15 protein-coding genes and 1 tRNA gene are annotated in these 13965 nt (G+C 31.7%); 9 read left to right on the plus strand and 7 right to left on the minus strand.

Translation table 11 applies throughout. The features are described from left to right. Nucleotides 1-49: 49 nt before the first annotated feature. On the plus strand, nt 50-919 hold the full coding sequence (locus LG45_RS06395; protein WP_035125564.1) for a diacylglycerol/lipid kinase family protein: 870 nt from the start codon (nt 50-52) through the stop codon (nt 917-919). A gap of 7 nt (nt 920-926) precedes the next feature. After that, entirely contained in the window at nt 927-1310 is a 384-nt protein-coding gene (locus LG45_RS06400; RefSeq protein WP_035125565.1) for a DUF4345 domain-containing protein, read from the plus strand. Here LG45_RS06400 and LG45_RS06405 read toward each other — a convergent pair. Continuing rightward, nucleotides 1303-2448, minus strand: coding sequence for a peptidogalycan biosysnthesis protein (locus LG45_RS06405; protein WP_035126668.1), 1146 nt, complete (start codon nt 2446-2448; stop codon nt 1303-1305). The two genes, LG45_RS06400 and LG45_RS06405, sit on opposite strands and share 8 nt — an antisense overlap. A gap of 59 nt (nt 2449-2507) precedes the next feature. Next, a complete protein-coding gene (locus LG45_RS06410) occupies nt 2508-2984 on the minus strand; it encodes a DUF1761 domain-containing protein (protein WP_035125566.1) in 477 nt (158 codons plus the stop codon). A 181-nt stretch (nt 2985-3165) separates the two neighbouring features. On the opposite strand from LG45_RS06410, the gene LG45_RS06415 reads away from it, so the two are divergent. Beyond that, on the plus strand, nt 3166-4023 hold the full coding sequence (locus tag LG45_RS06415) for a leucine-rich repeat domain-containing protein (protein WP_052087511.1): 858 nt from the start codon (nt 3166-3168) through the stop codon (nt 4021-4023). A gap of 85 nt (nt 4024-4108) precedes the next feature. Here the strand turns inward: LG45_RS06415 and LG45_RS06420 are convergent, their stop codons facing one another. The 3 genes from LG45_RS06420 to LG45_RS06430 form a co-directional block, all read right to left on the minus strand. Next, the gene (locus tag LG45_RS06420; protein WP_035125567.1) at nt 4109-4555 is read right to left on the minus strand and encodes a KTSC domain-containing protein; all 447 of its coding nucleotides are present in this window, start codon (nt 4553-4555) and stop codon (nt 4109-4111) included. A 312-nt stretch (nt 4556-4867) separates the two neighbouring features. Then, nucleotides 4868-6478, minus strand: a complete 1611-nt coding sequence (locus LG45_RS16050) for an ice-binding family protein (RefSeq protein WP_052087512.1) — start codon at nt 6476-6478, stop codon at nt 4868-4870. A gap of 313 nt (nt 6479-6791) precedes the next feature. Continuing rightward, nucleotides 6792-6864 (minus strand) — tRNA-Met (locus tag LG45_RS06430). A 198-nt stretch (nt 6865-7062) separates the two neighbouring features. On the opposite strand from LG45_RS06430, the gene era reads away from it, so the two are divergent. Continuing rightward, nucleotides 7063-7947, plus strand: a complete 885-nt coding sequence (gene era / locus LG45_RS06435; RefSeq protein WP_035125568.1) for a GTPase Era — start codon at nt 7063-7065, stop codon at nt 7945-7947. Nucleotides 7948-8039: 92 nt separating this feature from the next. Here the strand turns inward: era and LG45_RS06440 are convergent, their stop codons facing one another. Continuing rightward, nucleotides 8040-8534 carry a hypothetical protein gene (locus LG45_RS06440; protein ID WP_035125569.1) on the minus strand — a complete coding sequence of 165 codons (495 nt, stop codon included), beginning with the start codon at nt 8532-8534 and terminating at the stop codon, nt 8040-8042. A gap of 115 nt (nt 8535-8649) precedes the next feature. Here LG45_RS06440 and der point away from each other — a divergent pair, with 115 nt between their 5' ends. From der to LG45_RS06460, 4 genes are all read left to right on the plus strand, one after another. Then, nucleotides 8650-9960 carry a ribosome biogenesis GTPase Der gene (gene der, locus LG45_RS06445; RefSeq protein ID WP_035125570.1) on the plus strand — a complete coding sequence of 437 codons (1311 nt, stop codon included), beginning with the start codon at nt 8650-8652 and terminating at the stop codon, nt 9958-9960. 260 nt (nt 9961-10220) lie between these two features. After that, entirely contained in the window at nt 10221-10853 is a 633-nt protein-coding gene (locus tag LG45_RS06450) for a 7-carboxy-7-deazaguanine synthase QueE (protein ID WP_035125571.1), read from the plus strand. 131 nt (nt 10854-10984) lie between these two features. After that, a complete protein-coding gene (locus tag LG45_RS06455; RefSeq protein WP_035125572.1) occupies nt 10985-11389 on the plus strand; it encodes a DUF2059 domain-containing protein in 405 nt (134 codons plus the stop codon). Between the two features lie 83 nt (nt 11390-11472). Then, nucleotides 11473-12630, plus strand: coding sequence for an aminotransferase class V-fold PLP-dependent enzyme (locus LG45_RS06460; RefSeq protein ID WP_035125573.1), 1158 nt, complete (start codon nt 11473-11475; stop codon nt 12628-12630). 85 nt (nt 12631-12715) lie between these two features. On the opposite strand, the gene LG45_RS06465 is transcribed toward LG45_RS06460, so the two are convergent. Next, complete coding sequence (locus tag LG45_RS06465) at nt 12716-13414, minus strand: class I SAM-dependent methyltransferase (RefSeq protein ID WP_035125574.1); 699 nt, start codon at nt 13412-13414, stop codon at nt 12716-12718. 53 nt (nt 13415-13467) lie between these two features. On the opposite strand from LG45_RS06465, the gene LG45_RS06470 reads away from it, so the two are divergent. Then, a complete protein-coding gene (locus LG45_RS06470) occupies nt 13468-13965 on the plus strand; it encodes a YkgJ family cysteine cluster protein (RefSeq protein ID WP_373862626.1) in 498 nt (165 codons plus the stop codon).

Raw genomic sequence — 13965 nt, forward strand, 5'->3', positions numbered from 1 at the left:
GAAAGAGATTCACAAATTACAAATTATTTAGTGAAATTAATAGCTAACAATGAAAAAGAAGTATATTTTAGTGGTAAACCCAATTTCGGGCGATGTAGATAAAAGTGAGATTTTAAACAAAACAATGGCTTTTGCAATTGAATATGATGTAGAGATTATTGTCTATGAAACTTCTGGTGATAATGATGAAACTGCAATTAGAGAGCTTTATAATTTACACAAACCCGAAAGAATTTTAATTGCTGGTGGCGATGGAACCATAAAAATGGTTGGTGAAGCTCTTGAAAAACAAGACGTAATTTTCGGAATTCTTCCTGCTGGTTCAGCGAATGGTTTAGCCGTTGATTTAAATTTACCATCAACATTAGAAGAAAATTTAGATGTTGCTTTTCACAATCATTTTATGGAAATGGACATGATTTCTATAAACGGAAAGAAAAGTATTCATTTAAGCGATTTGGGTTTGAATGCCGAATTGGTAAAAAATTACGAAAATGGTTCTACTCGAGGTAAACTAGGTTACGCCTTGCAAGTAATTACAACTTTAACAGAATTGGAAGAACCTTTCACTGCCAAAATTGAAATAAACAATGAAACCATAGAATGTGTTGCAAGAATGATTGTCATTGCCAATTCACAAAAATACGGAACTGGCGTGACTATAAATCCTGATGGCGTGATGAACGACGGAAAATTTGAAATTGTAATTTTGAAGAATTTAGATTTAGTAGTTTTTGGAAAAATTATCACCGGAAATATTCCTGTTAATTCTGAAGATGTTGAAATAATTTCTTCTGATAAGGCTATTATCACAACGACTTCACCAGTAAGTTTTCAAATTGATGGTGAATATATTGGTGAAGAAACGCAGTTAAATATCAAAATTTTACCATCACAAATGAAAGTAGCAATTCCTTGATTTATGTATGAAAAGAGTATTTACAATAAAGAATTTACATCTGTTACTTTCGAGTTTTATTATTATTCCTGTTGGATTAGTTTATGGATTTTCACCCAATTTACTATTTGAAGTAAATTTAAACTCTATTGATGAACACAATATTTTTAAGGCAATTATGGGTTTGTACATTGCTTTTGGATTCTTGTTTATTCTTGGGGTTTTTGATGCAAAGTTTTGGAAATCGGCAACACTAGCAAATGCTTTTTTAATGTTTGGATTGGCTTCAGGTAGAATTTTCAGTCTATTTTCAGATGGAATTCCTTCAACATTTTTTTGTTTTGGAATAATTGGAGAAATGATTTTAGGAACTTTCGCACTATATCAATATAAAAAGCAAACGACTACTTAAAAGGATGTCGAATTTGCCATTCCATTTCGGGTTCAAGACGTTTAAAAATTGGATCAATGTATTTATTAATCAGATTATTGTTATGGTATAAAAATCCTGACATCATAACAGGAACCGCGCCAATTGAACTTTTAATTTCCAAAGCTGTTCTTCCAAAAATTATCTTTTCACACTGATTTTCAATTCCAAATTCGGTCATGTTGTACAACATATTCAAATACAACATATTCTCTTTTTGAACCTGCGGATCATAGCCTAAAAAGTAGGTTTCTAAAACGGTTCCGTTTAAAAGCACAGTGTGAAAACCAACTAATTTGTTATTTAAAAAATAGCCAAAAAGTAAAAAGTGTTCGCGACATTCTCTCTTAAAAGTTGAAAAATGATTTTTAGAAAGAAAAAATGTATTAAAAGGTGCGTTTTTTGCTACATGATGGTACAAATCATAAATAGTTTGCTCGTTTTCGATTATTTCTTGTAACGATAAATTCTTGACAGTAATTCCATCAAATTTTTTATGAGCACGCTTGTATTGGTCACGATATTTCTTAGAAAATGCAGCTATATAATCATCTTTTGTTTTCCAATTTTTATCCAAATACAAAATCATATTAGGTTGCGTATTGAACTCATACATATCCGAAAAGGAATACTTCTTTAATTCAACTGAACAATGATCATAGAAATCTTTGAACGAAACCAAATGAATTTTAATGTTCTGTTTCTTAAAATGCTCGGAAATTTCTTTCGCACTTTGCAATAAAATGGAGCTAATTTCTTCAAAAGTAATTTCTTTGGAAAAGGCATAACCATTTTGACCTGTAATCATATTATTTCCTAGAAATAATGTGTGCGATGCAAAGTTTTTAAAAATGAAATTTCTAATAAAAGTCTTGATGCATTTGTCGCGTTCGCCAAAAGACTCTAGTTTATTTAAATCTAAATATTGCGCCAATGAAACACCGATAAGTTCTTGATTTTCATAGATTGCAATGTAAAAACAATGCATATTTGTTGGCGCCGATACTTCTAAAACGGATAAATACGACGATTGAAGAAATACATTGCTTGCGGCAACCGTATCCCAGTTTGTAGGTAATTGACTTACAGAAGTATATATTTTAAAAGATAGTTTGTTCAAGTGGTAAAAAAAAATCGCTCCACAAATGTAGAGCGATTGCATTATAATTAAATGTTAAATTATTTCATTCCACAAATAATTGCGCCCATTATCATGCACGAAACTACCCAATATCCGCCAGCAATAAGGACATATTTCCAACTTCTTCTTTCGTACAATGAACCAACACCGATTACTGGTAAAGCAAAAAATAATCCAGATAGAAACCCGTGCAGTGCTCCATGTTTAAATGTTCTAAATTTAGTTCCGTGAGCTTCCATAAATTGAATGTATTGTGGATCCTGAACATTTCCACCAACTGTTCCAAATGCGCCCATTTGATGTATTACCAAAGCTTGCAAGACTAAAGCAATTAAAAAAGCGTAGAATAAAGACATTCCAAAAATAAGTACCATGTTGGCGCCTTGCATTTTCTCTATTGGAGTTCCAGATTCTTTCATCCAAATAGTTCCAAAAACTTTCGGATTGTACCAAATTGCTCCCACAACTAATGTTGATAGCGAAGCTAAAGCTAAAGCTAAAAAGTTAATTTCCATATTTTTAAGTTTATTGATTAGTATATCAAAGATATAATTATTTTTTTTGATTTAGAAAATATTTATTTGTAAGAAAATAAACATAAATATTAACATTTTTTAATTCAATTGTGCAGTTTATCGATATTATTTGTTTTTAAACGATAAAATAAACTATATTTACTCTTCAAAACCATAAGAAATGAAATCAACTTTTACTATACTAGTTTTATTTTTAATATCGTTCAGCTCTTTTGCTGAAGTTTCTGATGCAGAAAAAAATGCGTTAATTAAATTAAACAATGCTACTAATGGAGCACAATGGTCTACAAAGTGGAATCTAAATACTCCTGTGTCAACTTGGTTTGGTGTAAAAGTGGTTAAAGATAAAGTGGTTGCAATTGATTTGTCTTCAAATAATTTAGCTGGAGTTTTGCCTTCAGAGATTTCAGATTTACAATCATTGAAAAGTTTAGTCTTATTTCAAAATAAAATCACAGGAACAATTCCTGCTTCAATAGGAAAATTAGCAAGTTTAGAAGTTTTAAATATTTCGTTCAATCAATTATCTGGTGAAATTCCTAGCGAATTGTGTAATGCAACTTCATTAAAAACTATTGAACTTTTTATGAATGGATTAACGGGATCAATTCCATCTCAAATTAATAAATTAAATAAATTAGAATTTTTATCACTTTATAATAATTTGATTTCTGGAACGATTCCTTCGGAATTATATCAAATTACAACTTTAAAAGTTTTACAATTAAATAGCAATCAACTAACAGGTTCTTTAAGTCGTGAAATTGCTAACTTAACTAAATTAGAAAATTTAAGTTTATTTGATAATAAAATGATTGGTCAAATTCCTTTCGATTTAGAGAAGTTAAACAATTTGAAAGAAATGAATATTTCTTACAACAATTTCAACGGATTTATATCAACAGATTTAGCTAAAAAGGATATGTTGAAAATGACAATGGTCAATGAATATGGTGTTGCGTCTGCATTAAAAGTAGTTTCTGATAAGAATGTAGGAATTGCAGAAACTGAAGAATAGTATTGAGGTAAATGATTAAAATGAATAAATTTTAAGTTAATAAAAAGCCCTTATTTCAATTGAAATAAGGGCTTTTTTTAATTTATTAATCTTCTATAACATCACCAGATTTTCTATAAAGAAAGTTTCCGTAGATATGACGTTTAGCAAATCGATTAGGCGATTCTGCATTTACCATTTTCACATAAATGTTTTTTGGAACACCAATGTATTCGTAAGAAACACCGTTTACATACTTAACAAAAAGTGTTTGTTTTTCTAAATGAAAATCAAGAATATTAAAGTTGTTAATAGTTTCTTGGTATTCAGGAAGATTTTTCTCAACAGTTTCATTAGAAATACTTACCAAAAAGTGGTATGCGTTTATAATGTTTTTACTTCTTTCTTCAGCAGCAAGCTTTCCTTCTTCATCATTTACAAATTTATCAGGATGACTGTCTTTCATACTGTTTCTGTAAATGGTTTTTAATTCTTTTAAAGTTACATTCTTGTCAACTTCAAGTAATTTTCTGTACTCTACAACTCTTTTCATAAACTTAATTTCTAATAAATATAAAAGCCATTCGTTTCTGAATGACTTATTTTATAAGGTTTAAAACCTCAATAAATCGTGTACATCGAAGCACATCGTAAATTTCGTGCAAATTTAGGTTTTTTTATTTAATAAAACTCTTAGAAAATCATTTTTTAATAAATCATTTTTTGAATTATCATTAAATTCTTATATGGAATAAATATAATTTTTAAATCAAAACTCCATGAGTAACAAGTTGGTTATCATGGAGTTTTTATTTTTTATTTTAGAATTTACTTGCGTGTGTTACTGTAGTAAAGACTTAGTTAATTATTCGGCAATAAGAGTTCCAGATTGAATCATTTTATCTAAACCAACAATTTGGTAATAATAAAATCCAGAAGCAAATTCGCTCATTGGAACTTGAGTTTCTAAAGTTTTCAAACCGATTGTTTTAATTTGTCTTCCAGTAACATCATAAACATACAAGGTTGTAGAATCTAAATCGAAATTAGAATTTAAAACTACATTAAAATGGGTTTTAAAAGGATTCGGATAGAAAGTAGCCACTTTTTTTAATGCTTCTTGATCATTCAATCCTAAAGTAGTACAACCTGGTGTCATTATCGCAGTAATTGATGTAGTACTCAAAGCACCATTTGTTGTCATTGCTCTTCCGTTTAATTGAACTCCTGTAGTTAAATCAACAGCACCATTATTACAGATGATTGTTCCTTTAAATTCAGAATAGTTATTGATTAAAACTGCACCATCAACTTTCCAATATACATTTTTAGCTTGTGCACCATTTATTAATAATACTTTAGCATAAGTACTTGTGGAAAGCGCGCCATTTATTTTAATTACAAATACTGCATCTTCATTGTCTTGAGCATTCAAATATAGATTTCCAGTAAAACTTGTTCCAGCATTTAGTAAATAGGTGTGTGGTGTTAATACTAAATCATTTCCAAATTGAGCAGGATATAATAAAATAATATCGTGAGGAATTGTATTGATATAATTGTAAGCCGTCAATAAATCAGCAGCAGCAGCAGCAGTTGAAGTATCAGGAATTGGATGAATTGTTCCATTAACATCTAAGTCATTGAAACCAGTAGTTAATCCAACATTAGTACCAATATCACCAGTTACAGTTGTTGTTCCTGAATTTGCAACCGATCCGTTTGAAGAAAATATGGTGTAACATATTGCACTATTTAAATCAGGTGCCGTTGGGCCATTTAAAACTGGACTTCCACAACCTATTGGTTTAGCAGATGTTATACCGTTCACAGAAATAGCACCAGAAGTTGACATTGCGCGACCTTCTAAATTAACATCGGTATTCATAATTATTGCTGCATTGTTTACTATTACAGTTCCTTTCATAATAGTTCCTGTAGCCATATTTACCATGCCTTCTATTTTCCAGAAAACATTGCAAGCTTTGGCACCATTAAGTAACTTAACTTCTGAAAAAGCTGTTGTAGAAAAAGCACCATTAATTTTGAAAATAAAAACAGCATTAGGATTGTTTTGAGCATCCAAATTCAAATCTAAATTTAACGAACTCACACTTGGCAAAGAATAAATTCCAGCTGTAAGTACTTGACCATTACCTAACAATGGAGCAATAAAATAATTAGGAATAGCGTCATTCAACTGACCGTAAGCAATAGCTAAATCTGCTGAAGCTTGTGCGGTTGCACCATTGCCGTCGTTCATTACACCATCAACATTTCCAAAACCAGTACTCGAGCCACTATTAGTACCAACGTGACCCGTTAAGTGTGACATTCCAGTGTTGGTAACTGCGCCAACCGTGGTAAAAAGAACAAAATCGGCACTCGTTCCAAGATTCGGACCTTGTGCAAAATTGTTTAGGGAAAACAGCATCATTAGTGCTAATACGACATGTAATTGTAATTGTTTTTTCATAATAAGGGACTTTTATTAGTAGGTTATTTAACTAATCAAAGGAACTCCTTTATATGACCTATGAAGTTACATAATTAAACTTTTGTTTTATACTTTTCTCTTACTTCAGGTTTGTAATGTAGTCAACAGTAGTTGAAAACTTAAGTTCTATTTAAGAATAGAAATTTCTATGATAGTGTTCAAATGTTTAGAGAAAATTGAATGAGTGAGGAGTGAAGTTCTATTTGGATTATGTAATTGAAATCACCAAAATTATAGGCATAAAAAAAACGGACTGTTTTCACAATCCGTTTGATTCAAGGTTTAAACCTAGTAGCGGGAACAGGACTCGAACCTGTGACCTTCGGGTTATGAGCCCGACGAGCTGCCTACTGCTCTATCCCGCGATATATGGTAAAATATTATTTTTTAAGAACTTGAAATCGCAAAGCGACTTTTTTAGAAACTTACTAATTCTGTATGCTGTTTGTTTCGAGTGCAAATATACAACGATTATTGACACTCGCAACAAAAAATTTAAAAAATCTTTTATTTCTTCTATTCACTTGATATGCCTACCTTTGCAACAAATTAAATTACAGTAAATGTCACATAAAGCCGGATTTGTAAACATAATAGGAAACCCAAACGTCGGAAAATCAACACTAATGAATGCTTTTGTAGGTGAAAGACTTTCAATTATTACTTCAAAAGCACAAACAACACGTCATAGAATACTTGGTATTGTAAATGGCGATGACTTTCAAGTGATACTTTCAGATACACCAGGAATCATTAAACCTGCTTATGAAATGCAAAAATCAATGATGGATTTCGTGAAATCTGCCTTTGAAGATGCCGATGTTTTACTTTATATGGTTGAAGTAGGAGAAAAAGAGCTAAAAGATGAAGCCTTTTTCAATAAGATAATTCATGCTAAAATTCCGGTTTTATTGCTTCTTAATAAAATTGACAAATCCAATCAAGAAGAGCTAGAGGAACAAATTGAATTATGGAAGGAGAAAGTTCCTAATGCCGAAATCTATCCAATATCTGCATTAGAGAATTTTAATGTTAAAGAAGTATTTGCACGAATTCTAGATTTATTGCCAGAATCTCCAGCGTACTATCCAAAAGATACTTTAACTGATAAACCAGAACGCTTCTTTGTAAACGAAACCATTCGTGAAAAAATCCTTTTGAATTACGATAAAGAAATTCCGTATGCGGTAGAAATCGAAACAGAAGAATTTATTGAAGACGATAAAATCATCAGAATTCGTTCGGTAATTATGGTAGAACGTGATACACAAAAAGGAATCATCATCGGACATAAAGGTGCCGCTTTAAAACGTGTTGGAATTCAAGCTCGTGAAGATTTAGAAAAATTCTTCGGAAAACAAATACATATAGAAATGTTTGTTAAAGTCAATAAAGATTGGAGAAGTAATCAATTTCAATTAAGGAGATTTGGGTACAATCAAAAATAAAAGCTAAGTACTTTTAAAGTATAAACAAAAAAGACACAAAAGTTTAAAGCTAACTTTTGTGTCTTTTTTGTTTGAAAATGAAGTATCAAATACTATTCGATAATTCTCAAAAATAAACGCATTAATTCATGTATTTGATGTCTTCCGTTGTAGCGAATTTGCTTTGCAATAAAATAAAGTAAAAACCAAACCACAATCATCAATCCCATCACCATTAAATCGGAAGTAATCGAAACTTTCAACATCCAATCGGAAACGGCAAACATTCCGAAAACGATAAAAATTCCGGCTACGATAAAATGTAAAAACATAAAAAACGTCCAAACCGTTTGATCTGGTCCAAATAAACATTTTATATGTGTTGTTTTATCTTCATTTTCAGTCAATTCCAAATGCAAGTGAGGCGAATAATAACGTCGTTTTGCATACGTTATAAATAAAAATATATGAAGATCAGAAATCTTAACTCGATAATCATCAATAACCTCTTGCTTAACTTTAGTAGCTCTTTCTATTATTTCACAAATAGATAAATCAACATCTTTGTGAAATCGCGGTCTAAGCGCCACATTATTATCCAATTCCATAACTTTAAATTATAGTATTCAAATTCAGTAAAATAGTATTTTTTGGATTACTACTACATTAAAGGTACATAAAAATAAAATTAGTAGTACCTTTGCAGCTTATTTTAAAATCATTATGAATAACATTGTTGCGATAGTAGGAAGACCTAATGTAGGGAAATCAACCCTTTTCAATAGGCTGATACAAAGAAGAGAAGCTATTGTAGATTCAGTATCTGGAGTAACCAGAGATAGAAACTATGGTAAAAGCGAATGGAACGGAAAAGAGTTTTCCGTAATTGATACTGGTGGTTATGTTCGCGGAAGCGATGACGTCTTTGAAGGCGAAATCCGTAAACAAGTAGAACTTGCCATAGATGAAGCCGATGTTATTATCTTCGTGGTAGATGTAGAAGAAGGAATCACTCCAATGGATGATGCAGTTGCCAAACTACTTCGTAAAGTTACAAAACCAGTATTATTAGCAGTTAATAAAGTAGATAATTCAATGCGTGAAAAAGACGCAGTAGAATTTTATAACCTTGGATTAGGAGAATATTTCACCTTTGCAAGTATTTCTGGAAGTGGAACCGGAGATTTACTAGATGCATTAATCGATGCTTTTCCAGTAAAACCAGAACCAACTCAAGAAGAAGTAGTATTGCCACGTTTTTGTGTTGTTGGTCGTCCAAATGCTGGGAAATCAAGTTTCATAAACGCCTTAATTGGTGAAGACAGATATATTGTAACCGATATTGCAGGAACAACTCGTGACTCAATCGATACAAAATTTGACCGTTTCGGATTCGAATTCAACCTTGTTGATACAGCCGGAATTCGTAGAAAAGCCAAAGTAAAAGAAGATTTAGAATTTTATTCGGTGATGCGTTCGGTTCGTGCTATTGAACATTCCGATGTTTGTATCCTTATTATAGATGCCACTCGAGGATTTGAAGGTCAAGATCAAAACATCTTTTGGCTTGCCGAAAAAAATAGAAAAGGAGTTGTAATTCTAGTAAACAAATGGGATTTAGTAGAGAAAGATACCATGTCAACTCGCGATTACGAAACCAAAATTCGTGAACAATTGCAACCTTTTACCGATGTGCCAATTCTTTTCGTTTCGGCATTAACAAAACAACGTTTGCTTAAAGCGTTAGAAGAAACAGTAAAAGTCTACGAAAATAGAAGTCAGCGTATTTCAACTTCAAAATTCAACGACTACATGTTGAAATTAATTGAAAATCATCCGCCACCAGCGTTAAAAGGAAAATATGTAAAAATTAAATATTGCATGCAATTGCCAACACCAACACCACAATTCGTTTTTTTTGCCAACATGCCGCAATACGTAAAAGAAGCATACAAACGTTTTCTAGAAAATAAAATTCGTGAAAACTGGGATTTTTCTGGTGTGCCAATCGATATTTATATTAGAGAAAAATAGTATTATTGAGCATAAAGAAGTGAGGAGCGAAAGGCTTGGGCATTTTCAGTCCCGAAATTTCGGGAGTAATTCCTGCTGCCTTTCCAAAGTCCCAATAAAAATTGGGAGCTTTTCCCTTGCATCAGGGCTAGATAGCTTTCCATTTTATATCAGTTTCCATTTTTAAAACAAGCCCTGTTTAAAAAAGAAATTTAAACTACTTAAATATCTTAATGGTTTAGAAAAAAAACTTAGCGCCGTTGTGGCTAATTAAAATAAAGATGTTAGAAAAAAACATACAAATTGCCGTTGATAAAGGAGAAATGCTTCCCTTAATGGAAGAATTCTACACCATTCAAGGCGAAGGATTTCACACTGGTACAGCTGCATACTTCATCAGAATTGGTGGATGCGACGTAGGTTGCCATTGGTGTGACGTAAAAGAAAGCTGGAACGCCGAGTTACATCCGCCAACTTCAACAGATTTAATAGTTTCGAATGCAAAAAAATATGCCGACACAGTTGTAATAACTGGCGGTGAACCCTTAACTTGGGATATGTCGTTGCTTACGCAAAAACTAAAAAATCAAAATCTTAAAGTTCATATAGAAACATCGGGTTGTTATCCAGTAACAGGAACTTGGGATTGGTTTTGTCTTTCTCCAAAGAAAAATAAACTTCCTGTTGATGATGCCTACGCAATTGCACACGAATTAAAAGTAATCATTTACAACAAACACGATTTTATATTTGCCGAAGAGCAAGCCGAAAAAGTTAACAAAAACGCCATACTCTTCCTTCAACCAGAATGGAGTAAGAAAGAAGAAATGACTCCGCTAATTGTAGATTATGTAATGAACAACCCAAAATGGAGAGTTTCCTTACAAACCCATAAATATTTAAATATTCCTTAATTGTTAATGTAACAATTTAAAAAAGATAGTTACTAATACTAATATTTTAAATTATCCAAATAAATATTTTGGCATCATAATTGAAAATTATATATTTATAAAAAATTTTAACATAACAAAAAACTGTAAAAATGAAAAAACTTATTTTAACATTCGCATTTGTAGCTGTAGCTCAATTAGGATTTGCTCAAGAAGACCCAGCTTTCAAAGCTGATGTAATGAAAGTTGTACAAAGAAGTAGTGGAGCTCAAATTGAAGGAGCAAAAAAACAAATCTTAGGGATGATTCCAGAGGATAAACAAACTGCATTTTTAGTAGAATTCGATGCTTTAATCGCTAAAGCAAATGAAAGTACTGCAAAAATTTACATGGAAGAATATACAAAAGAAGATATTAAAGCAATGTTAGCATTTTATGATAGTCCAGTAGGAAAGAAAATGGACCAAAAAGCTGCTGCTATAACAACTAAATCTCAAGAGGCAATGATGGAATTGCAAGGAGAAATTCAAGAAGTTATTGGTAAATACGCTCAATAATAAATTTAAGATTTAGTAAATAATTTACAGAAATCCCATTCTTAATTGAGTGGGATTTTTTATTTTTATCAAAAAATTAAACTATGAAATCAGAATTTCTTTTAGATAAATCAATTACATTTTTAAATCATGGTTCGTTTGGCTCTTGCCCAAAACCAGTTTTTGAAGAATTTCAACGTTTTCAATTGGAACTAGAAACCGAACCTGTAGATTTTATCCAAAAGAAATTACCAGTTTATTTAAAAGAAGCTAAAAAACCTTTGGCAAAGTTTATAGGTTGCAACGCCGAAGATTTCTTTTTTACACCAAATCCAACATTTGCAATTAATACTTTAATGCGTAGTTTAAAATTACAGCCTGGTGATGAAATTCTAACTACAAATCATGAGTATGGAGCAATGGATAGAACGTGGAATTTCTATTGCAAAAAATCGGGTGCCAAATATATTCGTCAAGAAATTTCACTTCCAATAGTTTCTAAAGAACAAATTATAGAAGAATTCTGGAAAGGTTATTCTAAAAATACCAAGGTTGTTTTCTTAAATCAAATGTCGAGTTCAACGGCTTTGATTTTTCCTGTGAAGGAAATTTGCGATAAAGCACAAGAATTAGGATTGATTACCATAATTGATGGCGCACATGTTCCTGGTCATGTAGATTTGAATATTCAAGAATTGAATCCAGATTTCTACACAGGAACATTGCATAAATGGATGTTGGCTCCAAAAGGAAGTTCGTTTTTGTATGTAAAAAAAGAATTTCAATCAGAAATTGATCCTTTGGTTGTAAGTTGGGGTTATGAAAGTGTTGCTCCAAGTGACAGTCAGTTTTTAGATTACCATGAATATCAAGGTACAAATGATCATTCGGCATTTCTGTGTACACCAAAAGTGATTTCATTTTTGGAAGAGAATAACTGGAAAGAGAAATCAAAATTGTGTAGACAAATAGTTCTTGAGAACTACCAACGTTTTTGCGATTTGGTAAATACTAAACCAATTTGTCCAATTACTGAAGAGTTTTTGGGTCAAATGGCGAGTATTCCTGTGCGAACTAAAAATCCTGTTGCGTTGAAAGAATTGTTGTATACTAAATATAAAATTCAAATTCCGGTGATGCCGCTAAATGGAGAAATTTATATTCGATACTCTATTAATGTATATAATAGTGTTGAAGATCTTGATGTGCTTTACCAAGCGATTACCGATATTATAAAAACTACCGATTTGATTGAAGTATAGTGATCGTTTAGCCCAGATTGGAACGGCATCCTTTTTCTTGTTTCTTTAACAAGGAAAAGATATAGTGGAAAGCTGGAACTAGCTTCTAAAAAAGACGAGCCAAATAATCAAAATGATCGCCTTCTTGGATGAGTTCACATTGTAATCCATTAGCATGCGCGGCATTTTGCAAAGTGTTATAATCTAAATACAACCATGGAAAAGGTGCTTCGGTTTGGTTTTTATAGGAAACTGTGAAAGTTAGTTCGCCGTAATATCCATTGCCTGGAATCCATTTGGAACCATCTTCGTCTTCGTCAAACATGTATATAATATCGGAAGAATCTATTAGGATTTGACCATTTGGCGCAAGTAAGCTTTTTAATTTTTGTAAATAGTTGTAGGTTTCTTTTAAAGTTCCAAAAATTCCGGTGCCGTTCATTAATAGTAATATGGTATCATATTTGTCATTTTCTAAATCTAAGATGTTTTGAACTTTGACATTTTTCAATCCTCGTAGTTGACAAGCTTCAATGGCATTTGCGGAAATATCGATAGCAGTTACATCGAAATTATTTTCTTGAAGGTACAAACTATGACTTCCAGCGCCGCAACCAACGTCTAGAATCTTGCCTTTTGCAAGTTGTAACGCCTTTTGTTCGAGCTTTGGCATTTCATTATACGATCGAAAAAGATAGGCGACATCCATATCATCTGCTTCAGAAATGTTGGTTTCTGTGCTGATAGCTTCAGGAGAATTATTGGTTTGAAAATCTAGAATGGCTTTTCCGAATAAATCTTTCATAAAAATAATTTAGTTTAAAATGGTTTAAAGGTTTAAAAGTTTAATTTTGTGTTATGTTGAAACCAAATTTAAACGAACTCGGGAAACTTGCCAAAGATAAGCATATCGAAAACAAAAAGTATTTTGATAAGCTAAAAAAGAAAACGCCCAAAAATTTAGATTATGTAATGCAAGATTTACATGATGCGGAGTTCAAAAAAACCGATTGTTTGAATTGTGCCAATTGCTGTAAAACTACTGGACCACTTTTTACTTTGGCCGATATTGAGCGAATTTCTAAACATTTAAAGCAAAAACCACAGCAATTTATAGATCAGTATTTGCGAATTGATGAAGATAAGGATTATGTTTTGCAAAGTGTTCCATGTAATTTTCTGGATACGGATAATACTTGTTTTATATACGATGTGCGTCCAAAAGCGTGTCGAGAATTTCCGCATACCGATAGAAAGAAGTTCAATCAAATTACCGATTTGACTTTGAAGAACGTTGCAATTTGTCCAGCAGCATATAATATTGTAGAAAAAATGAAAGAAAAAATAGTTTTGTGA

Source organism: Flavobacterium aquatile LMG 4008 = ATCC 11947 (assembly GCF_000757385.1).
In the GTDB taxonomy this organism is placed as follows: domain Bacteria; phylum Bacteroidota; class Bacteroidia; order Flavobacteriales; family Flavobacteriaceae; genus Flavobacterium; species Flavobacterium aquatile.